At 63.0% G+C, this 21,706-nt stretch carries 18 protein-coding genes and 1 tRNA gene; 17 read left to right on the forward strand and 2 right to left on the reverse strand.

The annotated features are described in order from the left end of the window. Nucleotides 1-140: 140 nt before the first annotated feature. From GC125_RS01310 to GC125_RS01360, 11 genes are all read left to right on the forward strand, one after another. Nucleotides 141-230 (forward strand) — tRNA-Ser (locus GC125_RS01310). A 179-nt stretch (nucleotides 231-409) separates the two neighbouring features. Then, the gene (locus GC125_RS01315) at nucleotides 410-1,036 is read left to right on the forward strand and encodes a LysE family translocator (RefSeq protein WP_151983401.1); all 627 of its coding nucleotides are present in this window, start codon (nucleotides 410-412) and stop codon (nucleotides 1,034-1,036) included. Nucleotides 1,037-1,706: 670 nt separating this feature from the next. Beyond that, nucleotides 1,707-3,314, forward strand: a complete 1,608-nt coding sequence (locus GC125_RS01320) for a catalase (protein WP_286165318.1) — start codon at nucleotides 1,707-1,709, stop codon at nucleotides 3,312-3,314. 318 nt (nucleotides 3,315-3,632) lie between these two features. Continuing rightward, nucleotides 3,633-4,337, forward strand: a complete 705-nt coding sequence (locus GC125_RS01325) for a FadR/GntR family transcriptional regulator (RefSeq protein WP_151987412.1) — start codon at nucleotides 3,633-3,635, stop codon at nucleotides 4,335-4,337. Beyond that, nucleotides 4,327-5,355: an ABC transporter ATP-binding protein gene (locus tag GC125_RS01330; protein WP_151983403.1), complete on the forward strand. Its 1,029-nt coding sequence runs from the start codon at nucleotides 4,327-4,329 to the stop codon at nucleotides 5,353-5,355. The genes GC125_RS01325 and GC125_RS01330 overlap by 11 nt, the downstream gene beginning before the upstream one ends. Then, nucleotides 5,352-6,443, forward strand: coding sequence for an ABC transporter ATP-binding protein (locus tag GC125_RS01335; protein WP_151983405.1), 1,092 nt, complete (start codon nucleotides 5,352-5,354; stop codon nucleotides 6,441-6,443). The genes GC125_RS01330 and GC125_RS01335 overlap by 4 nt, the downstream gene beginning before the upstream one ends. Nucleotides 6,444-6,484: 41 nt before the next feature. Then, on the forward strand, nucleotides 6,485-7,993 hold the full coding sequence (locus GC125_RS01340; RefSeq protein WP_151983407.1) for an ABC transporter substrate-binding protein: 1,509 nt from the start codon (nucleotides 6,485-6,487) through the stop codon (nucleotides 7,991-7,993). Between the two features lie 57 nt (nucleotides 7,994-8,050). Beyond that, the gene (locus tag GC125_RS01345) at nucleotides 8,051-8,998 is read left to right on the forward strand and encodes an ABC transporter permease (protein ID WP_151983409.1); all 948 of its coding nucleotides are present in this window, start codon (nucleotides 8,051-8,053) and stop codon (nucleotides 8,996-8,998) included. Continuing rightward, nucleotides 8,995-9,861: an ABC transporter permease gene (locus tag GC125_RS01350; RefSeq protein ID WP_151983411.1), complete on the forward strand. Its 867-nt coding sequence runs from the start codon at nucleotides 8,995-8,997 to the stop codon at nucleotides 9,859-9,861. The genes GC125_RS01345 and GC125_RS01350 overlap by 4 nt, the downstream gene beginning before the upstream one ends. 20 nt (nucleotides 9,862-9,881) lie before the next feature. Next, complete coding sequence (locus GC125_RS01355; protein WP_151983413.1) at nucleotides 9,882-11,669, forward strand: gamma-glutamyltransferase family protein; 1,788 nt, start codon at nucleotides 9,882-9,884, stop codon at nucleotides 11,667-11,669. A gap of 3 nt (nucleotides 11,670-11,672) precedes the next feature. Next, on the forward strand, nucleotides 11,673-12,422 hold the full coding sequence (locus tag GC125_RS01360) for a DUF1028 domain-containing protein (protein WP_151983415.1): 750 nt from the start codon (nucleotides 11,673-11,675) through the stop codon (nucleotides 12,420-12,422). A gap of 41 nt (nucleotides 12,423-12,463) precedes the next feature. Here GC125_RS01360 and GC125_RS01365 read toward each other — a convergent pair whose 3' ends face one another. Both GC125_RS01365 and GC125_RS01370 read right to left on the reverse strand, forming a co-directional pair. After that, nucleotides 12,464-14,032, reverse strand: coding sequence for a phytoene desaturase family protein (locus tag GC125_RS01365; RefSeq protein ID WP_151983417.1), 1,569 nt, complete (start codon nucleotides 14,030-14,032; stop codon nucleotides 12,464-12,466). Between the two features lie 6 nt (nucleotides 14,033-14,038). Then, nucleotides 14,039-14,830, reverse strand: a complete 792-nt coding sequence (locus GC125_RS01370) for a cyclase family protein (RefSeq protein WP_151983419.1) — start codon at nucleotides 14,828-14,830, stop codon at nucleotides 14,039-14,041. A gap of 142 nt (nucleotides 14,831-14,972) precedes the next feature. On the opposite strand from GC125_RS01370, the gene GC125_RS01375 reads away from it, so the two are divergent. From GC125_RS01375 to GC125_RS01400, 6 genes are read left to right on the forward strand one after another with little or no spacing between them, the layout of a single operon-like run. Continuing rightward, nucleotides 14,973-16,541 (forward strand): phytoene desaturase family protein, encoded by a 1,569-nt coding sequence (locus GC125_RS01375; protein ID WP_151983421.1) that lies wholly within the window; start codon nucleotides 14,973-14,975, stop codon nucleotides 16,539-16,541. 53 nt (nucleotides 16,542-16,594) lie between these two features. Next, on the forward strand, nucleotides 16,595-18,130 hold the full coding sequence (locus GC125_RS01380) for an ABC transporter substrate-binding protein (RefSeq protein ID WP_151983423.1): 1,536 nt from the start codon (nucleotides 16,595-16,597) through the stop codon (nucleotides 18,128-18,130). A gap of 47 nt (nucleotides 18,131-18,177) precedes the next feature. After that, nucleotides 18,178-19,185, forward strand: coding sequence for an ABC transporter permease (locus tag GC125_RS01385; protein ID WP_199864663.1), 1,008 nt, complete (start codon nucleotides 18,178-18,180; stop codon nucleotides 19,183-19,185). After that, nucleotides 19,178-20,029: an ABC transporter permease gene (locus GC125_RS01390; RefSeq protein ID WP_151983427.1), complete on the forward strand. Its 852-nt coding sequence runs from the start codon at nucleotides 19,178-19,180 to the stop codon at nucleotides 20,027-20,029. Before GC125_RS01385 ends, GC125_RS01390 begins: the two co-directional genes overlap by 8 nt. Continuing rightward, complete coding sequence (locus tag GC125_RS01395) at nucleotides 20,026-20,907, forward strand: ABC transporter ATP-binding protein (RefSeq protein ID WP_151983429.1); 882 nt, start codon at nucleotides 20,026-20,028, stop codon at nucleotides 20,905-20,907. The genes GC125_RS01390 and GC125_RS01395 overlap by 4 nt, the downstream gene beginning before the upstream one ends. Then, on the forward strand, nucleotides 20,900-21,691 hold the full coding sequence (locus GC125_RS01400; protein ID WP_151983431.1) for an ATP-binding cassette domain-containing protein: 792 nt from the start codon (nucleotides 20,900-20,902) through the stop codon (nucleotides 21,689-21,691). Before GC125_RS01395 ends, GC125_RS01400 begins: the two co-directional genes overlap by 8 nt. Nucleotides 21,692-21,706 lie beyond the last annotated feature (15 nt).

Here is a 21,706-nt window from a genome sequence, read left to right on the forward strand (position 1 = left end):
CCGTCTTGGCTATAGTGCCGCCCGGTTCGGACGGTCCAAGCGACCCCCCAAAACTCGTCGTTCAAGCGATGAAAAACCGAAGGTGCCCCAAAGGCATCACGCTTCAGCATACGGCGTTCTTCGCCATTGCCGACAGCAACGGAGAGATGGCCGAGTGGTCGAAGGCGCACGCCTGGAACGCGTGTAGGCGGGTAACCGTCTCGAGGGTTCGAATCCCTCTCTCTCCGCCATTTGCCACCGACTAGCTTCCCTCGCGCAATGCGACCGCCTAGCGGGTTTTAGACAGCTAGGATCGAGCCCAGTTTTGCCATCCAAATGGCAAAAAATTCCGCGGCATGAGCAGACATTGTAACAGACTTGCTGATCGGCCAAGGTGTTGCCTTTACAAGGTTACAAGATCGGAGCAGCTATGAGCGCGGAATTCTCCACAATATTGACCGCGCTTGGGCTCTATGCAGCTGTTGTGTTGAGTCCTGGCCCGAACTTTGCGTTGATTTCTCGGCTTTCCATCTCGGGTGCCCGGCCGGCTGCCATCGGAGCGACCTTCGGCTTGGCGATCGCTGCTACCCTTTACAACATCCTCACAATGACAGGACTGGGCTTGGCTTTAACCCGGGTTGGGTGGCTCGCAACCGTTATCCAGATCGCCGGCGGATGCTACCTCATCTATCTTGGCATAATGGCTTGGTTGAACACTCAGCCTATCGCCAGTGCGCCGGGGCGCGGCATTGCTCCCGCAAGTGCATCTCGGGGTCTGCGAATGGGCATGATCGTCAACCTCTCAAACCCGAAAGGCATTGCATTCTTCATCGGTCTTTATGCGGTCGCTGTGCCCCCAGACACTGCAGTATGGGCGAAACTCGTGATCCTGGCAGGAGGCTTCGCGCTGGAGATCGTTTGGTACGGCTTTGTGATGGTTCTGTTTTCTTCGCGCCCGGCACGAGCGGCTTACGAGCGCTTCGGCATTTGGATTGAACGGGCGATCGGGACGGTGCTGGCGGCGTTTGGCGTGCGTCTCATATCCGAGAAGCTGTGAATCAAGCGGACCAGTAGTGATGAGAATTGACGAGGCGGTCAGAGTGGACATGCAGAACGGTGCTCTGCTGGCTGTGGTACGGGGTTCGGCCCAACATGCGTCGGCCAACTACTGAGTGAGGACAGTTCTCGTTAAGACTCGATCTTGGGCGAAACGCCATCTGCTATCTCGGCCTAAAGCCGACATGCCGCTTCCAACCCCGAAGACTGCCATTTAGCCTTTTAATTCAGTGTGGGAAGGATATGTGGTTCTCCATTTGGTCAAGCCGGCCAACCATTTGCCGCCGTTTGTCCTCTGTCGCGCAAGATCGCACCAGCCATCGCATCCCCGACCCGCGGACGCCGAGACTTTCGATCTTTGTCATGCGCAATCGATTTTGAGACCAGCGACGGCAGTATGCGATCCCATCACAGGCGTTGATCGCTTCCCTGTTCGGCTCGAAGAGCGCACGATCACGCACGCCCAACACGGACCTATCGACGACATCGCTTGATGAGACGGAATGCCCAAATCGCAGACGGAGCGGTGAGGCCTCGTCCCTGCCGAATTGATGCAAGGTGTCGAAGCCGTGTCCGATCCGAGGTGGTGCGTTTCGTTCGTGGGAACGGAACCAGCTGCTCCAACTGCCGTTTGAACTACTTATCCCAAAACATAACCTGAGGGCACGATATTGGCCGACAAAACATTCGCCCCCCGCACGACAACCGATGCCGGTATTCCGGTTCAAAGCGACGAGCATTCACTTTCCATCGGGCGCGACGGCCCGATCGTGCTCAACGATCACTATCTGATCGAGCAGATGGCAAACTTCAATCGCGAGCGCATTCCCGAACGGCAGCCCCACGCCAAGGGAAGTGGAGCGTTCGGCCATTTCGAAGTGACGGCGGACGTCAGCAAATTCACCAAGGCGAAATTCCTTCAACTCGGTGCCAAGGTCGAAACAGCGGTCCGCTTTTCCACCGTGGCGGGCGAGCGGGGAAGTCCCGACACCTGGCGGGACCCCCGCGGGTTCTCGGTAAAGTTCTACACGGAAGACGGCAATTTCGACATGGTCGGCAACAACACGCCGATCTTCTTCATTCGCGACCCGATGAAGTTCCAGCACTTCATCCGCAGCCAGAAGCGCCGGGCCGACAATGGCCTGCGCGATCATGACATGCAGTGGGACTTCTGGACGCTCAGCCCGGAAAGCGCGCACCAGGTCACGTATCTGATGGGCGATCGCGGCGTGCCCAAGAACTGGCGTGAGATGAACGGCTACGGCAGCCACACCTACATGCTCATCAACGAAGCGGGCGAGAAGTTCTGGGTCAAATGGCACTTCCACACCGATCTGGGTGATGGCAACGCGCACATGACGCAGGACCAGGCGGACAAGATGGCCGGGCAGGATGGCGACTATCACCGCCGCGACCTGTTCGATCATATCTCGAAAGGCGAATTCCCAAGCTGGACGCTGAAATTCCAGGTGATGCCGTTCGACGACGCCAAGACCTACCGCATCAACCCGTTCGACCTGACCAAGACATGGCCGCATGACGATTATCCGCTGATCGAGGTCGGCAAGCTGACGCTCGATACCAACCCAGAGGATTGGGACACCCAGATCGAGCAGCTGGCGTTCGAGCCCAACAACATGGTGCCCGGCATCGGCCTCAGCCCCGACAAGATGCTTCTGGCGCGCGGCTTCTCTTACGCCGACGCGCACCGCGCTCGGCTGGGGGTCAACTACAAGCAGATCCCCGTCAACCAGGCGAAGGCGGCGGAGGTGCACTCCTACTCGCGCGCCGGACGTGGCCGGACAGTGAACGCACTCGATCCCGTTTACGCTCCCAATTCCTACGGCGGCCCGGGCGCACAGCCGGAAGTCGGCGGAGAGGCGACATGGATGGCCGACGGAGATATGGTCCGCTCCGCGTACACCCTTCGCGAGGGGGACGACGATTGGAGCCAGCCCGGCGCACTCGTTCGCGAGGTCATGGACGATGCGCAGCGCGAACGCTTCGTTGGAAACGTCGCAGGCCATCTCGCCAATGGAGTCAGCGAACCGATCTTGCAACGCGCATTCAATTACTGGCGCAACGTCGACCAAGATATCGGCGACAGGATCGAGAAGGCCACGCGTGATTTGGTCGGCGGTAAGTCGGACGCTCCGGGAATGGCGAGCGCCAAGTCGATTTCCGGCTACCAAGGCATTCCCGCTACGTCATCTTTCGCCAAGGGCGAGGGACAGAAGAACGCCTCGAACGACGAGCGGAAGTTGGCTGCAACTAAATAGTAGACACCTCGCTTGGACCGGCAACGGAGCGCATGAGAACCGACCGGTTCTCAATTCGTCGGCGGCCCAAATGCTGTTTTTCCAGGCCGACTGCCATAAGCGGTCGGCCTGGAAATCATCCCAATGCGTCCAATGTTCCTGGGGTCCGATCAGAGGACTTTGGCTTCGATCACGTTCTCCCTCCCGTGGTTTTCGGCTCCCCACTGCTCAAACCGCCAGCATCCATGCGCAAAATTTGGTCTTGCCAATTCGACAGGCAGAAGGTTCACTGAACCAAATCTGAATTGGTGCGGACCAAATGAGGATGCGGTGAGCGAAATGCCTTCGACCGACAACTCCAGTCTGGCTCTCGACCGGCTACGAACGCTTATCCGCGCGTTGCCGCAGGGGGCGGATGCCAAGCTTCCGACCGAGCGGCAGCTTGCGGACCAATTCGAAACCGGTCGTCGTTCTGTTCGTCGGGCACTGGAGGTGCTGGAAGCCGAAGGGCGGATTTGGCGCAAGCAGGGATCAGGGACGTTCGTCGGTCCTCGACCGGAAAACCAGCGCAATCCCTTCGGCGACATCGCCGCGGAAACCGACTTCATGGAGGTGATGGAGGTTCGGCTGCGCATCGAACCACAGCTCGCTCAGTTGGCTGCGCTGCGCGCCAAGCCAGACGCAATCAGCCGCATGCGCGAGATCCTGGTCCGACTCGACGAAAGTGCGGATTCCGACAGCCGCGAATTGTGGGACAGCGCACTGCACCGGCAGATCGCCCGCAGCGCAGGCAACACGCTGTTCCTTGCGATGTTTGATCTCGTCGACCGGGTGCGTCAGGACGAGGCGTGGCAATCGATCCGCGGACGGGCGCGCAGTGCCGCATACCTTGCCGTTTATGCCGAGCAACACCGCACCATCGTCGACGCCATCGGTCGGCGCGACCCGGTCAAGGCAGGCGAGGAGATGCGCCGCCACCTGATGACGCTGCACGACAATCTGATCCGCCAAACCTCGATGGAGTCGTTGAGCGATGTCGGTTGAAGCCACCCAACCAGGCCGGTTGGGCGAAGACACGCCCGTGCTTTCGATCGACCGGCTGAGCATCCGCTTTGCCGGTCAGCCGATCGACATGATCGACGGCGTCAGCTTCGAGATCCGGGCGGGGCGAACGCTTTGCCTCGTTGGTGAAAGCGGTTGCGGAAAGTCCGTCACGTCGCTCGCGACGATGGGTCTGCTCCCCAAAAAGGCGGCCGAGATCCGGGCCGAGCACGCTACCTTCAAGGGCCGCGACCTGCTGACGCTCGATCGCGGCGCGCTCGAGGCGCTGCGCGGCAACGAGATGGCGATGATCTTCCAGGAACCGATGACGTCGCTGAACCCTGTCTTCACCATCGGCGACCAGGTGGCGGAAGCGGTTCGCCGGCACAAGCGCGTGTCGCGGAGCGAAGCGCGGGCCCGGGCGCTGGAGATGTTTCGCCGCGTGCGTATTCCAGCACCGGAGAAGCGGCTCGACGACTATCCCCACCAGCTGTCCGGCGGCATGCGCCAGCGGGTGATGATCGCGATGGCGCTGGCAAACGATCCGGCGCTGCTGATCGCCGACGAGCCGACGACCGCGCTCGACGTGACGATCCAGGCGCAAATTCTGGAACTGATGCGGACCCTCCAACGGGAATCCGGAACGGCATTGCTCCTGATCACTCACGATCTCGGTGTCGTGGCGGAGATCGCCGACGATGTCGCCGTCATGTATGCGGGCCATGTGGTTGAGACGGGATCGGTCGAGGCGATCTTCGCCGACCCGCAGCACCCCTATACGATCGGGCTCATGGGCTCGATGCCGTCGCTCGGTGAGCGCAGCGGCCGGCTGACGACGATCGCCGGATCGGTTCCGGTGCCGGAACGCATGCCCAAAGGGTGCCGGTTCTCAACGCGCTGTCCGTTCGCCGACGAGCATTGCCGCAACGAACGGCCGCCGATGACGCGGCTCGACAACGGCCACGGCTTTGCCTGCTTCAAGGCGCCGCTCGAAGAGCACTTCACGGAGGTCGCGGCGTGAGCGGGGACGCAATCATCGAAACGCGCGACCTCGTGCGCCACTTCAAGACCGGCGGCGGGTTTCTCCGCCAGACCTCGACGATCCACGCGGTCGACGGAGTCTCCATTGCGGTGCGCAGGGGCGAGACATTCGCGATCGTCGGCGAAAGCGGGTGCGGGAAGTCGACGCTCGCGCGGCTGCTCCTGCGGCTGATCGAGCCGACGGCCGGAACCGTGACCTATGAAGGGCGCGACCTGACCACCGCCACGCCCGCCGAATTGCGCGCTCTTCGCGGCGACATCCAGTTCATCTTCCAGGACCCGTTCTCATCGCTCAATCCGCGCATGACGGTCGGCGCGTTGGTGGGCGAACCGTTGCAGGTGCACGGCCACCTCAGTGCTGCCGAACGTAAGGCAAAGGTGGAAAGCCTTCTGTCGCGCGTCGGTCTGCGTCCCGAGCACGCCGGGCGCTACCCGCACGAATTTTCCGGCGGCCAGCGCCAGCGCATCGGGATCGCGCGGGCGCTCGCATCCGGACCGAAACTCCTGATCGGCGACGAGCCGGTCTCCGCGCTGGATGTTTCGGTGCAGGCTCAGATCGTTAATCTGCTCGAGGATCTGAAAGCCGAATTCGGCCTGACGCTGATCATCATCGCGCATGATCTCGCCGTCATTCGCCACATGAGCGATCGGCTTGCGGTGATGTATCTCGGCCAGGTGGTGGAACTGGCCGACACCGAAGCGCTCTTTGCGCGGCCGCTGCATCCCTACACACAGGCGCTTCTCGCGGCGATTCCCGCACCCGTGCCAGGTCTTGCAACCACGCGGGCGCCGCTTTTCGGCGACATTCCCTCGCCGGCCAATCCGCCCCAAGGATGCCGGTTTCACACGCGCTGTCCCCATGCGACGCCGGTCTGCTCGCAGACCCAGCCGCCGCTGGAAAGCGTGGACGACAAGCGTTCGGTCGCCTGCCACCACTGGCGCGAGATCGCTGGTTCCACGCCGCTCGCTGAAACGCAGTCTTCGCGTACCCAGGCGGCGGAACGGCGCTTCGCCATCTATCGCAGCCACCGGCTGAAGGAAGCTTCCAAACCACCCACTGCCCCATAAAGAGCGCCTGAAAACCAGGCCAAACACAGGAGAACGGTAAGATGATGATGAAACGCCTGATGGCGACACTCCTTGCATCCGCGGCTCTGACGAGCGGTGCGATGGCCGTCGATCTCAGGATCGGACTTCAGGAAGATCCCGACGTTCTCGATCCGGACCAGTCCCGAACCTTTGTCGGTCGCATCGTTTACACGTCGCTGTGCGACAAGCTGGTGGACATCACCCCGGACCTCGAATTCGTGCCGCAGCTTGCCACCGAGTGGTCGTGGTCGGACGACGGACTTCAACTGACCATGCAGTTGAGGGAAGACGCGACGTTCCATGACGGCACGCCGTTCAATGCGGAGGCCGTGGTCGCCAACATCGACCGTTCGCAGAACCTGCCGGAATCGCGCCGCCAGAGCGAACTGGCATCGGTCGAGGGGGTCGAGGCGACCGGCGAATACGAGGTCGTCTTCACGCTGAACAACCCGGATGCGACGCTTCTGGCCCAGCTTTCAGACCGTGCCGGAATGATGATCTCGCCGACCGCCGCGGAAGAACTCGGTCTCGATCTTGCCAACAACCCCGTCTGCTCGGGGCCCTATTCCTTCGTCGAGCGTATCCAGCAGGACCGGATCGTGCTGGAGAAATTCGCCGACCACTGGAACGCGGACGCCTACAGCTTCGACACCCTCACCTTCCTGCCGATTCCCGATACCACTGTTCGCCTTGCCAACCTGCAATCGGGCGACCTCGACATGCTGGAGCGTCTGGCACCGACCGATGCGCCTGCGGTGCAGGGTGATTCCGGCCTGATCTACGAAGAAATCGTCGGCCTCGGATATCAGGGCATCACCGTCAACATCGGCAATGGCCCGAACGGCGACAATCCTGTCGGCAGGGAAGCCAAGATCCGCCAAGCGTTCTCGCTTGCCATCGACCGCAACGCCATCAACGACGTCGTCTTCCAGGGAACTGCAGAGCCCGGCAACCAGCACGTTCCGCCGTCCAGCCCCTGGTACGTCCAGGACTATCCTGTGCCGGAGCGCGATGTCGAAGCCGCAAAGGCGCTTCTGCAGGAAGTCGGCGTCGAGCGCGTGGCGGTCGAAGTTCAAGTGCCGAATACACCCGTCCAGCAGCAGTTGATGCAGGTGGTCCAGGCGATGGTCGCCGAAGCCGGGTTCGACGTCACGCTGCAGGCGACGGAATTCGCCAGCATGCTTTCGGCGCAGACGGCCGGCGACTACCAGATGAGCCAGGTCGGCTGGTCCGGTCGCACCGACCCGGATGGCAACATCCACCAGTTCGTGACGTGCGAAGGCGGCATCAACGATTCCAAGTACTGCAATGAAGAAGTCGACCGTCTCCTAAATGCCGCTCGCGAGACCAACGACGTCGATGAGCGAAAGGCGCTCTACTCGCAAGCGCAGGCGATCCTCGATCAGGATCTGCCGATCATCTACCTCTACCACCCAAGCTGGATCTGGGCGCTGAACGCCTCGATCGAGGGCTTCGTCGCCTATCCCGACGGCATGATCCGCCTCGAAAACGTGACGATGGCCGAATAATCCGCCCGACGGAGCCGCATGCCGCGGCTCCGTCGTTCCTGAAACCGGGACGATGCCATGCTCGCCTATATCGGACGACGATTGCTGATAGCGATTCCGACGCTGATCATCGTGTCGATCTTCGTGTTCTCGCTGCAGAAGATCCTGCCCGGCGACCCCGTGCTCGCCATGGCCGGCGAAGATCGCAACCCCGAAACGCTCGAATATCTGCGCGAAAAATACCGGCTCAATGATCCGGTCGTGTACCAATATTTCTATTGGATCGGCGGTGCGCTGCAGGGCGATCTCGGTATCTCGCTGCGCACCAACGAGCCGGTCACCGAGCTGATTGCCGACAAGTTGCCGGTGACGATCCAGCTTGCGATCATGTCGATGATCTTCGCCTTTGCGATCGGCATTCCGATGGGCATTCTTTCGGCCGTCAAGAAGGGTACGGCGCTCGACTATCTCGCGAATTTCATCGCGCTCTCCGGCCTGTCGATCCCTAACTTCTGGCTCGGCATCATGCTGATCCTGCTCGTGTCAGTGAATCTCGGCTGGCTTCCGGCGTCAGGCTACGAGCCATTCTTTCGCGATCCCGTGCGCTCGCTGGAGACAATGATCATGCCCGCCTTCGTGCTCGGCACGTCGCTTGCCGCGACGCTGATGCGGCATACGCGCTCCGCAATGCTCGGCGTGATGCAGCAGGACTACGTTCGCACCGCACGCGCCAAGGGGCTTTCGGAGCGCCGGGTGATCTTCAAGCACACGTTCCGAAATGCCGTGCTGCCCATTGTCACGCTGAGCGCGCTCCTCTTCGGGGAACTGCTGGCCGGCGCGGTGCTGACCGAGCAGATCTTCACCATTCCTGGTTTCGGCAAGCTCATCGTCGATGCAGTCTTCAACCGCGACTACGCCGTGGTGCAAGGCGTCGTGCTGTGCGTGGCGGTCGGCTTCATACTCATGAACCTCTTCGCCGACGTGCTCTACGTCCTCCTCAATCCACGCATGCGGGAAGCGCTATGACGGTCGTGATCGAAGCCGGCGTGATGCCGCCCGCGGAAAGCCGGGCCTGGAAGAAGCTGAAGAAGAACAAGGCGGCGCTGGCCGGCTTCATCATGGTGATGTTCTTCATCGTGCTCGCAGTTGCCGCCCCTATCCTCCCGATCGCGGACCCGAACGCGACGAGCTGGAGCGCGATCCGGCTGGCGCCTTCGGCCATGCACTGGCTGGGCACGGACGAGATCGGCCGCGACATTCTCTCGCGCATGATCTGGGGCTCGCAGGCATCGCTGCTCGCCGGCGTCGTCTCGGTTGCCATCGCCGTTGCGATCGGGGTCCCGTTCGGCCTGATCGCCGGCTATTTCGGCGGCTGGACCGACCAGATCATCTCGCGCCTGACCGATGCCCTGTTGGCGATGCCGTTTCTCATTCTCGCGATCGCGCTCGCCGCATTTCTCGGACCGAGCCTCACCAATGCGATGATCGCCATCGGGCTTTCCGCGATGCCGATCTTCATCCGGCTGACGCGCGGGCAGGTGCTGGCGGTCAAGACGGAGGATTACGTCGAAGGCGCGCGGGCGATCGGGCTCAGCCACTATCGCATCGTCACCCGCTACATACTGCCGAACGTCTTTCCGCCCATTCTCGTCCAGGCGACGCTAACCGTTGCCACCGCGATCATCGCGGAGGCCAGCCTCTCGTTTCTCGGCCTCGGGCAGCAGCCGCCGGCGCCGAGCTGGGGCTCGATGCTCAATACCGCCAAGAACTTCCTGAGCCAGGCGCCCTGGATGGCCATGTGGCCGGGCGCTGCGATCTTTCTCGTCGTGATCGGATTCAACCTCCTCGGCGACGGTTTGCGGGACGCCTTGGATCCGCGCGAAAACTAACGATAAGAAAAGGACTTTCCATGTCGACCTTCACCACCCGCCCGGAAATCCTGGGCACGTTCGGCGTCGTTGCCTCGACGCACTGGATCGCGTCCGCGGTCGGCATGCGCATGCTGGAAATCGGCGGCAACGCCTTCGACGCGGCCGTTGCGACGGGCATGACGCTGCAGGTGCTGGAGCCGCATCTGAACGGACCGGGCGGCGACCTGCCCGCGGTGATCTATTCGGCAAAGAAGGACAAGGTCGAGGTCATCTGTGCGCAGGGCCCGGCACCGGCCGGCGCGACGATCGATCACTACACGCGCGAAGGGATGGACATCATCCCCGGCGACGGACTGCTCGCCACCGTCATTCCGGGCGCCTTCGACGGCTGGATGACGATGCTGCGCGACTATGGCCGGCTCAGCCTGCGCGAAGTGATGGAGCCGGCGATCTATTACGCCGAGCATGGCCATCCGGTGCTGCCGCGCGTGGCCGCAACGATCGCCGGCCTGAAGGACTTCTTTCGCGAGGAATGGCCGACGTCTTTCGAGACCTGGCTGCCGGGCGGACAGGCGCCGTCGGCACACGACAATGTGCGCAACCCTGTCCTTGCCGACACCTGGAAGAAGATCGTTGCGGAGGGCGAGGCAAAGTCTGGCCGCGAAGACCAGATCGAAGCGGCGCGCGACGCGTTCTACAAGGGCTTCGTGGCCGAGCGCATCTCCGAATGGCTGAAGACGGCGGAAGTGAAGGATGCCAGCGGCACGCGTCACAAGGGCGTGTTGACCGCGGACGACCTTGCCGGCTTTCGCGCGACGATCGAAGCGCCCGTCACTTACGACTACCATGGCTGGACCGTCGCCAAGACGGGGCCATGGGGCCAAGGGCCGGTCCTGCTCCAATCGCTTGCGATCCTGAAGGACATCGATCTGGCAGGAATGGCGGCGAACGGCGCGGATTTCGTGCACCACGTGGTCGAGGCGATGAAGCTCGCCTATGCCGACCGCGAGGTCTATTACGGCGACCCGGACTTCGCGCCCGTGCCGCTCGATCATCTCTTGTCGGACACCTACAACCATGAGCGCCGCAAGCTGATCGGCGCCACGGCGAGCCATGATCTTCGCCCCGGCCGCGTGCCAGGTTTCGATGCGCAGTACGACGCGACGATGGCACTTCTGGAAGCGATGAGTCCGACGGGACAAGGCGTCTACGAACCGACCATGGCGCATCTTTCCGAGAAGCGCGGCGACACGGTGCATATCGACGTGATCGACCGTGAAGGCAACATGGTGTCCGTCACGCCATCGGGCGGCTGGCTGCAATCCTCGCCGACGATCCCCGGCCTCGGCTTTTGCCTGAATTCGCGGGCGCAGATGTTCTGGCTGAAGGATGGCCTGCCGACGTCGCTCGCTCCCGGCAAGCGCCCGCGCACGACGCTGACGCCGTCGCTCGCGCTGCATGAGGGCCGGCCGGCGATGGCGTTCGGGACGCCCGGCGGCGATCAGCAGGACCAGTGGCAGCTGGCCTTCTTCCTGCGCCACGTGCATCACGGGCTCAATCTGCAGGAGGCGATCGACCTGCCGCTATTCCACACCACGCATTTCCCGAGCTCATTCTATCCGCGTTCGCGCCAGCCGGGGCACATCATGGTGGAGGAGACGATCGGCGCAGAGACGCTCAACGATCTCAAGGCACGCGGCCACGAGATCACCGCCGCCGAGCCGTGGAGCATCGGCCGCCTTTCGGCTGCGAAGCGCGACAAGAGCGGCCTGTTGCGCGCGGCGGCGACGCCACGGCTCATGCAGGCCTATGCGATCGGGAGATAGGGCATGACTTATTCCATCGTCGCCCGTGAAGAGAAGACCGGTTATCTCGGTGTTGCCGTTGCCAGCCGCTTCTTCTGCGTGGGCGGCATCGTGCCTCACCTGCGCGGTCGGGTCGGGGCCGTCGCGACCCAGGCCTTCGTGAACCCGACCTACGGCACCGATGGGCTCGCCATGCTGGCCGAGGGACAAGCGCCCGACGCGATCATCGCGTTTCTGACCCAGCGCGACGATGGTTCGGCACAGCGCCAGCTTCACCTCATCGACGCTCAAGGGCGCAATGCGGCTTTCACCGGATCGAAATGCATCCACTGGGCAGGACATCGCGTTGCCGAGAATGTGTCCGTGGCGGGCAACATGCTGACGGGTCCGGCGGTCGTCGATGATACGCTGAAAGCCTATCAGGCTGCTGCCGACAGGCCGTTCGCCGAGCGGCTCCTGATCGCCATGCAGGCGGGAGAAGATGCGGGCGGGGACAAGCGCGGACGCCAGGCGGCGGCGCTCGTGATTTATCGCGACCAGGACTATTCCTGGCTCGATATCCGCGCCGACGACCAAGCCGATCCGTTGAGCGAATTGAGACGGCTTTATGCGGTGGCGCAGGAACGCTATCTACACGTTGCCGAAACGATGGCGACGCGCGAGAACCCGCACGGCATGGTGGATCGCAGCGAGATCGACAGAAAGATCGCGGAACTCGAAGAGACCCGCCTGCGCGAAGGCCGCGCGTCCGCCTCGTACCAGACGACAGCGTGAGCCTCCAATACTGCAACGGATTTACGTAAGTCTTTTCTTACCTATTTGGCGATGCGGTTAGCGACCAGGAAGCCTGAGCCGCCCGAGAGACCCGGTCCCGGGTGGGTGGACGCGCCGATGTGGTGCAAATCCTTGATGCCAGTGGCGTGATTGACCGATCCGGGCAGCGGGCGCCATGCAAAGAACTGGTCGATCGTCGCCGCGCCGCCATAGGGATCGCCGCCGACGAGGTTGACGTTGATCGCTTCCAGATCGGCCGGCGAATAGGCGCGGCGCTTCAGCACGATCTCTTCGAAATTCGAAATGTGGTTCTTCAGGATCGCCTCGATCCGGTCGGCGAAGGCCTCTCTCGTTGCCTCGTTCCAGGTGCCGTCAGTCGCGATCTCACCGGCCGCATCGCCCTTGATGGTACGCGGTGCGTCGGGGATCTGGACCCACAGGATCGCCTTGCCCTCCGGCGCACGGGATGGATCGAGGGCTGCGGGCTGGCCGACGCAGATCGTGGGCGTTTCCGGCAGCATGCCGCGCAGCGCCTCGTTGTGCGACTTGGAAACGGCATCGATGCCGTCGGTCAAATGAACCAGCGCCACCTTGTCGAAGCCATCGGTGGTCCAGCGCGGCGCCGCGTCGAGCGCGTAGTTCAGTTGGAAGTTTCCCCGTCCGTGGGTGTAACTGCCGACGGCTTCGCGCGCGGACTGAGGCGCATCATTGCCGAGCAGCTTGCCGTAAAGCCTGGCCGGCGCGACGGACGCAATGACGGACCGAGTGGCGCGGATTTCCTCGCCGCCTGCCAGGCGAACGCCGACCGCACGGCCGTTTTCGACAAGGATGCGCTCCACATCTGCGTCGGTGCGGACAGTGCCGCCGCGTTCCTCGATCAGCCCACGGAAGGCTAAGGCCGCTTTGCCGGCCCCGCCCTTGACGATCGGCGCGCCTGCCGCCTCGAGCGCGAAGGCGACGATCTTGCCCATCTGGCCGGAATAAGTGTCATCCGGGGAAAGACCGCAATGGAGCGTCCATGGTGCGAAAAGCGCCTGTAGTTCGGGCGCGCGATAGGTCGAGCCGAGCCAACGGCGGGCCGGCATCAGCGCTTCGCCGAGATAGGCGAGAAGGGCGCGCGGGCCGCGCTTCCACGCTTCGCGCGCGATCAGTGTCGCGGTCTGCCGGCTCCACACTTCCCCGCCGAGAAGCCCGAAGAGCAAGGGCGCGTTGGCTTCGATGCCGGTCACGTCGGCCTTGTAGGCGGCGCCGTCACCGGGAGACAACCGGTCGAAGGCCGCAGCGTTTTGCGCGCGGTCAGTCGTGAGGACCGCGCCCGACCCATCCGGACGGATCACGCCCGTCGGGTGCGGCGCATGGCAGAATTCAAGCCCGTGGCGGGCGAGATCCTGACCGAGCGCGGCATGCGCCGGACCGGTCAGGAAGAGAACGAAGGTGGCCGCCATCACATCGTGGGTAAAGCCCGGCAGCGTGGCTTCCGTAGACAGCATGCAGCCGCCGACATGGTCCGCTCGCTCCAGGACGAGGACCTTGTGGCCCTTGCCCGAGAGCATGGCGGCGGCCGTAAGCGCATTGATGCCGCTGCCGATGATGATGTGATCGGCCACCATCGTCGTTCAGTGCTTCGCGACGAGCGCCAGGGCCCGTATCGGGCTGCCGGTGCCTTCAGCGATCTTCAGCGGTGCGGCGATCAGGACGGCGCCCTTCGGCGGGAGCTTGTCGAGATTGCAGAGGCTGGCGAGACCGTACTTGTTGGCCTTGTGCAGGAAGTTGTGCGCCGGAAATGGCGGCTCCATGCCGCCGGCACCGCCCGCATCCGTGCCGATGCACTGTGTGCCCCAGCCGATCGCGCCCTTTTCCAGGATATAGGCGATGCAGTCGGGTGTCGGTCCAGGAGAATGCGGGCCATTCTCGTCCATGTTCAGGAAGGTGTCTTCCGACCCGTTGCGCTTGTCCCAGTCGGTGCGCATCACAACCCATTCGCCCGGCTTGATCTCGCCGTGCTTGGCTTCCCATGCCTTCACGCCTTCGGCGGTCAGCAGGAAGTCGTTGTCGGCTTCGGTTTCAGCCGAGCAATCGATGACGTTGACGGGGGCGACGAAGTTCTGCGGCTTGATCGTGTCGGTATAGCCGTCGGTAAAGTCCTTGCCGGTGATCCAGTGATGCGGCGCATCGAAATGGGTTCCGGAATGCTCGCCGATCTTCAGCCAGTTCCAGGCCCAGAACGGGCCGTTCTGGTCGTATTCGGAGATCTTGTGGATTTCGATCTTCGGCGTGTCCTTCGCGAAGTCCGGCGGCAGCTTCAAGAGCGGGGTATCGGGTCCGAGCGGTGCGGAGAGGTCGACCACCTCAACCTTGCCACTCAGGAGAAGCCCGGCCAGTTCGCCCAATGTATCGGCAGCAGACATCTTCACTGTTCTCCTCTTTGTCAGCGACGGCAGTGACCATCGCCTCATTTTCCAAAGCGCGAAACAAATTTTGCAGGCGCTCCGGCGAGACTAGACGGAAGTAAATGCATCTGCAAATATCTTGATCGGGGATGGTGCCGACATGACTGATGCTGATGCCCTTATCATAGGGGCTGGACATAACGGGCTGGCCTGCGCGGCGCACCTCGCCGCAAAGGGTTGGAAGGTTGCCGTTTTCGAGACGGCAGATCGGCCCGGCGGAGCCGTGAAAACCGAAGAGCTGACCGCGCCCGGCTTCAAGCACGACATCGCGGCGATGAATCTCAGCCTTTTTGCCGGCTCGGCCTTTCACAGAGCCTATGGCAGCGAGCTTGCGGTGCATGGTCTCGAGTTCGCTCCCGTTTCGCGACCCTTCGCGTCCATTTTCCGCGACGGCAGTTGGCTCGGTGTTTCGACCGACATGGACGAGACGCTCGGCTGGATCCAGGCGCGATCCCTGAAAGATGCAGAGACATGGAAGACGCTCGTCGCGGGCTTTCCCAAGCGCGCCGACAGTCTGTTTTCCCTGCTTGGCAGTCCGATGAAGAAACGTGCAATTGCACGTAATTTTCTTGCTGCCTTCCGTCGGGAAGGTGTCGGCGGCGGTCGCGAGCTGCTTCGTTTTCTCCTGATGTCGCCCCGCGCCTGGCTCGACGAGACCTTCGAGAGCGCGGACATGCGCACGATGCTCGCCGCCTGGGGCATGCATCTCGACTTCGCGCCCGATGTCGCGGGCGGGGCGCTCTTTCCCTATCTCGAGGGCATGGCCAACCAGAGCTTCGGCATGGTGATCGGCAAGGGCGGCGCCGAAACCATGATCGCGGCGCTGATCCGGATGATCGAGACGCGCGGCGGATCGATCGAATGCAACGCCCGGGTCGACCGCATCGAGACGAGCGGCGGCAAGGCGACCGGCGTGGTGCTCGCGGACGGTCGGCGGTTTGCCGCCAAGCGTGCGGTAATCGGGTCGGTGGCGCCGAAGGCGCTCGCCCATCTGCTGCCCGAGGGCAGTGGCGACCGCAGCTTCGACGCCAGGATGACCGCGTTCCGCCATGCACCCGGCACGATGATGCTGCATCTCGCGCTCGACGGGCTGCCGGATTGGCCGGATGCCGAACTGCAGCGCTTTGCCTATGTGCACGTGGCGCCGGACATGGACATGATGGCGCGCGCCTATGCGGATGCGACCGCCGGACTTCTTCCGCGCGAGCCGGTGCTCGTCGTTGGCCAGCCGACAACCGTCGACCCGAGCCGCGCGCCGGAAGGCAAGCATGTGCTCTGGGTGCAGGTGCGCATGGTGCCGGCCATCATCGCAGGCGATGCGGCCGGCGAGATCGAGGCGCGCGACTGGGAAAGCGTGCGCGAGCTTTATGCCGAACGCGTGCTCGACATTCTGGAACGCTATGCGCCGGGCCTGCGCGGCAAGATCATCGGCCAAACGGCCGTGTCGCCGCTCGATCTCGAACGCGGCAACGCCAATCTCGTCGGCGGCGACCAGATCTGCGGCAGCCACCATCTGGCGCAGAATTTCATCTTTCGTCCGGCTCCGGGCTTTGCCGACTGGCACACGCCGGTCGGCAATCTGCACCTCGTCGGCGCCGCCACATGGCCGGGCGCGGGCGTCGGCGCCGGGTCCGGCTACATGCTCGCCTGCCAATTGGCAGGTCAATGAGTGACAAACAATGCCGCGCAAACAAGCGGCCGAACACAGGGGAACTTGAAACCATGATCGCCCATCCGAACAGACGAACATTGCTGAAGCTTGCCGGCGCCAGTGCCGCGCTCGCCGGCTTCAACCTGCCGCTCTCGGCCTTTGCACAGGACGCGAACGAGCTTGTCATCGCCTATAACGTCAACCTGCCCTCCTGGGACCCGACGGTCGGACCCTCGGCGGTCAACCCGACGATCCAGGGCTTCTACCAGTCCGTCTTCGACATGTTCATCCACCAGGATCCGGACTTGAGCTTCAAGCCCGGCCTGATCACCGAGTGGGGCTGGAACGACGACAATTCCAAGATCTTCATGGTCGTGCGCGAAGGCGTGAAATGGCACGACGGCAGCGACTTCAGCGCCGAGGACGTCGTCTGGTCGCTGGAACGCGCCGGCAAGGCGGAGACCGGCAACCCGATCCAGTTCACCTGGTCCAAGATCGGCAATTTCACGATCGACGGAAACCGCATCGAAGCCGACGTGCTGGAATTCGATCCGACCATCTTCAAGTGGATGTCGTTCCTGACGGGATACGTTCTGCCTAAGGCCTATTACGAAGAGGTCGGCGCGGATGGCTTCGAGGAAAAGCCGATCGGCACCGGTCCCTATATGGTCGAAAGCTACGAGCGGAACGCCTTCGTGCGCCTCAAGGCCAATCCCGATTACTGGAACGGCGCGCCGGCGTTTGAAGCCGTGACGATCAAGTTCGTGACCGATGCGGCGAGCCGCGTTGCGGAAATCGAATCCGGCAACTCCGACGTGACGCTCGAAATTCCCTACGAGGAATATGACCGCCTGACGGGCGGCGAGTTTGAAGGCGTGGCCGAGCCGATCTCCGACATCGCCATGATCTTCCTGAACGACGTCGAACCGATGCTCGACAAGAACGTGCGGCTTGCCGCGCACATGGCGATCGACAAGCAGCTTCTCATCGATCGGCTCCTGAGCGGCTATGGCGTACCGATCAGCACGCTGCAGACGCCCGAATACATCGCCTATGACGCCTCCATCGAAGTGGCCCATGACGAGGAAGGGGCCAAGGCGCTGCTCGCGGAATCCGGCTTCTCGCCCGAGAATCCGGTGCGCTTCAAGATCCAGACGACGCGCGGCTTCAAGCCCAAGGATTACGAGATGATCCAGGCGATCGTCGGGATGTGGCGTCGCGTCGGCATCGAGGCGGAGATCGAGGTGTACGAGATCGCGCAGCATTTCGAATTGCGCGCCGCCGATCAGCTCGCTCCTGCAGCCTTCTACAATTGGGGCAATGCGGTGGGCGATCCGACGACATCGACCGGCTTCGCCATGTTCGGCCCGAGCCCGCACTCGGTGTGGGACGGACAGGACCTGATGGACCGCATCATCCCGCTCTGGGGCGAGGCGGACGAAGAGGCCCGCATCCAGGGCTGGAAGGATGTCGACCGCTTCATCGCAGAGGAAGGCCTCGTCATTCCGCTTATCCAGTATGTCCAGCCGATCGTCTATCGCCCCGGCCTGACTGTGACGGCGCACGCTTCCGGCGCGCTTCTGCCGCATCTGATCGGGCAGGCGTGAGCGGTTCTCTGCCGACATTGAAGGCCGACGCGTCGGGCTGATCCATGCTGCTTCTTCGCGTCGTCCTTTCGCGCATCCTGACCACGCTGATCACACTGATCGGCGTGGCCATCATCGTTTTCGTCGTGGTGCGCGTCGTGCCCGGCAACCCCATCGCCATGATGCTGCCGCCGGGGGCGAGCGCTGCCGATATCGAGCGGCTGAGCGCACTCTACGGTCTCGACAAGTCGATCTTCGAACAGTTCGTGATCTGGTTCGGCAATGTGCTTCAAGGCGATTTCGGGACCTCGATCTCCACGCGCCAGCCGGTGCTCGACCTCGTTCTCGGCCGGCTTCCGGCAACGCTCGAACTCAGCCTGATGGCGCTGGTCATCGCCGTGATCCTCGGCATGGGCGCCGCGATCATCGGCACGCGCTACCGCGGCCGCCGCACGGAAACGGGCGTCGATCTCGCCAATGGCGTTGGCCTTTCTGTGCCGGATTTCCTTTGGGGCCTGCTGCTGATCATCCTGCTCGGTGTGCTGTGGCCGCTCTTTCCGATCTCCGGCCGCGTTTCGCCGCGCCTCGACCTGCCTTTCTCGACCCAATTCTACCTGATCGAGAGCATCCTCAGGCTGCGCTTCGATCTGACCGGCAATCTGCTGCGCCACATGTTCATGCCGGCGCTCGCGCTTGCGCTGCCGCTCGCGGCCATCATCGCGCAGCTGCTGAAACAATCGCTGAAGGAAACCGTCAATCTCGACTACGCGGTGCTTGCCCGCACGAAGGGCTATTCGGAAACGCGGGTGATCCTTTCGGAAGCGCTGCCCAATGCGCTGTTGCCGACGCTGACGCTGATCGGCGTGCAGTTCACCTTCCTCATCGGCGGCACGGTGATCATCGAGCGGCTGTTCTCCTATGAAGGACTCGGCAACATGGCGGTCGATGCGGTGATCAACCGAGACCTGCCGCTGATCCAGGGCATCGTCATCCTGTTCGCGCTCATCTTCACGACGATCAATCTTCTCGTCGACATGACCTATGCGTTCCTGAACCCGAGGCTCCGACATGCTTGACGGGCGCGGCGCGGTCAAAAGGCGGGCAGGCGCGCGGCTCTGGCTTTCAAGCGGGTGGCTGGCCATCGTTGCGCTCGCGGCAATTCTTGCGCCGGTCATCGCACCGCACGATCCGCTGATGCAGGATCTTCTCTACGGAAGGCTGCCGCCTTTCTGGATGGCGGGCGCGGAACCGGGCTACCTGCTCGGCACCGACAGTCTCGGCCGGGACGTGCTGTCCCGGCTGATCCACGGTGCGCGCATCGCGCTGATCGTCGCCCTCATCGCCGGTATCGGCACCTGCATCGTCGGCTCTGCTCTCGGGCTGATCGCAGGCTATTACCGCGGCTGGGCGGATCGGATCATCAGCCGGCTGGTCGATATCTGGATGGCCTTTCCGCCGCTTCTCTTCGCCATCCTGTTGATCGCCGTCATCGGCACCGGGCTCACCTCGGTCATCATCGCGATCGTCGTCATCGACTGGACGCGCTTTTGCCGGGTGGTGCGCGCCGAGACGCTGAACCAGTCGCAGATGGACTACGTGCACAGCGCCCGCATCGCCGGTTTCACGCGAATGAAGACGATGCTTTCGGAGATCCTGCCCAACGTGCTGCCGACCATCATCGCGCTGCTCAGCCTGGAGATGGGGATCGCGGTCATCGTCGAGGCGATCCTCTCTTTCGTCAATCTGTCGATCTCGACCGACCAGCCCACCTGGGGCGGCATGATCGCGGAGGGCCGGTTGAGCATTCACCAGGCGTGGTGGGTGCTGGTCTTTCCGCTGATTGCGCTTTTCCTCACCGTTCTCTCCTTCGCGCAGTTCGGCGAGGGACTGAAGGACCGCTTCGATCCGGTGCTGCGATGAGTGGCGGCTTTCTCATCATCCGCAATTTGTCCGCCGTTCTGCGCGATACGGGCGAGCGCGTGCTGCGGTCCGTCGACATCGATCTTCAGCCGGGTACGATCCGCGGGCTCGTCGGGGAGAGTGGCGCAGGCAAGAGCATGATCGGCAAGGCGGTGCTCAGCGTGCTGCCGAAAGCGCTCAAGGTCGTCGAAGGCGAAATCCTCATCGACGGGCAGGATCTGCTGAAGTTGAAGGACGCGGACAGGCGGCGGCTGATCGGCGCATCGACCGCGCTCATTCCTCAAGACCCGCTGACCGCGCTCAATCCCTCGCGCCGGATCGGGCCGCAGATCACCAATCGGCTCGTCGACATTCTCGGCTGGACGCGCCGCGCCGCCGAAGCGCGCGCGCTCGAAGTGTTGGAAGAAGTCCAGATCGTCGACCCGCGGCGCGTCATGCGGCAATATCCGCACGAGCTCTCAGGTGGCATGCGCCAGCGCATCCTGATCGCCTCTGCTTTCGCGGCGGAACCGAAGCTGATCATCGCCGACGAACCAACGACGGCGCTCGATGTGACGGTCCAGAAGCAGATCCTGAAGCTGATCTCCAACCTGCAGGCCCGACATGGCACGGCACTGCTTTTCGTGACGCATGATCTCGGCGTAGTGGCGAAGATCTGCGACAGCCTGAGCGTGCTCTACGGTGGCAAGGTCGTGGAAGATACCGACGTAGCGTCGTTCTTCGAAGGTCCGCGCCATGCCTATGGCCGCGCGCTTCTGGCAGCAACGCCGCGGCACACGGACCCGGACGCATCGCTCCTGCCCGTGCCTGACGACGTGATCGCGGCTGTCAGAGCGGAAATCGCGGATGCCGATCGCCAATGGGTGCGCCATGACTGATGCGCTCTACAGGATCAACGGGCTGACGGTCGAAGTGGCCGACCAGACGCGCAAACCGCTCTTCGGCGCAGCACCCGGCCTGCGCATTCTCGACGATCTCTCGTTTTCGATCGAGCACCGCAGCGTGCTCGGCATCGTCGGCGGATCGGGCTCGGGAAAGACCACGCTCGGACGCACGCTGGTGCGGCTCGTCGAGCCAACGGCGGGAACGCTGACCTTCGACGGGCAGGATGTGACCCATCTGTCGGACGACGCGATGCGACCGCTCAGGCAACGCATTCAGCTCATTTTCCAGGATCCGATGTCGGCGCTCAATCCGCGGCTGACCATCGGTCGCATCATCGCGGCGCCTCTGCGCGCCAAGACGAGCGATCCGCGCGTTGCAGAAGCGCTCGACCATGTGGGATTGCCGCGCGGTTTCGCCGGGCGCTATCCGCACGAACTTTCGGGTGGTCAGCGCCAGCGCGTCGGCATTGCCCGCGCGATTGCGATGCGTCCGGATTTCATCGTGGCTGACGAGATCGTTTCCGGCCTCGACGTCTCGTCGCAGGCACAGGTGCTTTCGCTGCTGGCAAACCTGGTGAAGGACCTCGGGCTGACGCTTGCCTTCATCAGCCACGATTTGTCGGTTATCCGGAGGCTCTGCGACCGGGTGATCGTGCTGCAGACCGGCAGGATCGTCGAGGATCAGCCGGTGGCACAGCTCTTTACGTCACCCACGCACGATTATACGCGCCAGCTTCTCGGCTCCATCCCAGAACCGGATCCGTCCGAACGCTGGTAGCTGTCGGCATCGCCT

It is taken from the genome of Rhizobium sp. EC-SD404 (assembly GCF_902498825.1).
In the GTDB taxonomy this organism is placed as follows: Bacteria; Pseudomonadota; Alphaproteobacteria; order Rhizobiales; family Rhizobiaceae; genus Georhizobium.

Excerpts from the sequence above, each read along its gene's own strand:
- GC125_RS01380 (WP_151983423.1), top strand. The coding sequence starts at position 16,595 with ATGATCGCCCATCCGAACAGACGAACATTGCTGAAGCTTGCCGGCGCC.
- GC125_RS01360 (WP_151983415.1), top strand. The coding sequence starts at position 11,673 with ATGACTTATTCCATCGTCGCCCGTGAAGAGAAGACCGGTTATCTCGGT.
- GC125_RS01375 (WP_151983421.1), top strand. The coding sequence starts at position 14,973 with ATGACTGATGCTGATGCCCTTATCATAGGGGCTGGACATAACGGGCTG.
- GC125_RS01330 (WP_151983403.1), top strand. The coding sequence starts at position 4,327 with ATGTCGGTTGAAGCCACCCAACCAGGCCGGTTGGGCGAAGACACGCCC.
- GC125_RS01370 (WP_151983419.1), bottom strand. The coding sequence starts at position 14,830 with ATGTCTGCTGCCGATACATTGGGCGAACTGGCCGGGCTTCTCCTGAGT.
- GC125_RS01345 (WP_151983409.1), top strand. The coding sequence starts at position 8,051 with ATGCTCGCCTATATCGGACGACGATTGCTGATAGCGATTCCGACGCTG.
- GC125_RS01340 (WP_151983407.1), top strand. The coding sequence starts at position 6,485 with ATGATGATGAAACGCCTGATGGCGACACTCCTTGCATCCGCGGCTCTG.
- GC125_RS01400 (WP_151983431.1), top strand. The coding sequence starts at position 20,900 with ATGACTGATGCGCTCTACAGGATCAACGGGCTGACGGTCGAAGTGGCC.
- GC125_RS01365 (WP_151983417.1), bottom strand. The coding sequence starts at position 14,032 with ATGGTGGCCGATCACATCATCATCGGCAGCGGCATCAATGCGCTTACG.
- GC125_RS01355 (WP_151983413.1), top strand. The coding sequence starts at position 9,882 with ATGTCGACCTTCACCACCCGCCCGGAAATCCTGGGCACGTTCGGCGTC.
- GC125_RS01395 (WP_151983429.1), top strand. The coding sequence starts at position 20,026 with ATGAGTGGCGGCTTTCTCATCATCCGCAATTTGTCCGCCGTTCTGCGC.
- GC125_RS01315 (WP_151983401.1), top strand. The coding sequence starts at position 410 with ATGAGCGCGGAATTCTCCACAATATTGACCGCGCTTGGGCTCTATGCA.
- GC125_RS01390 (WP_151983427.1), top strand. The coding sequence starts at position 19,178 with ATGCTTGACGGGCGCGGCGCGGTCAAAAGGCGGGCAGGCGCGCGGCTC.
- GC125_RS01350 (WP_151983411.1), top strand. The coding sequence starts at position 8,995 with ATGACGGTCGTGATCGAAGCCGGCGTGATGCCGCCCGCGGAAAGCCGG.
- GC125_RS01325 (WP_151987412.1), top strand. The coding sequence starts at position 3,633 with ATGCCTTCGACCGACAACTCCAGTCTGGCTCTCGACCGGCTACGAACG.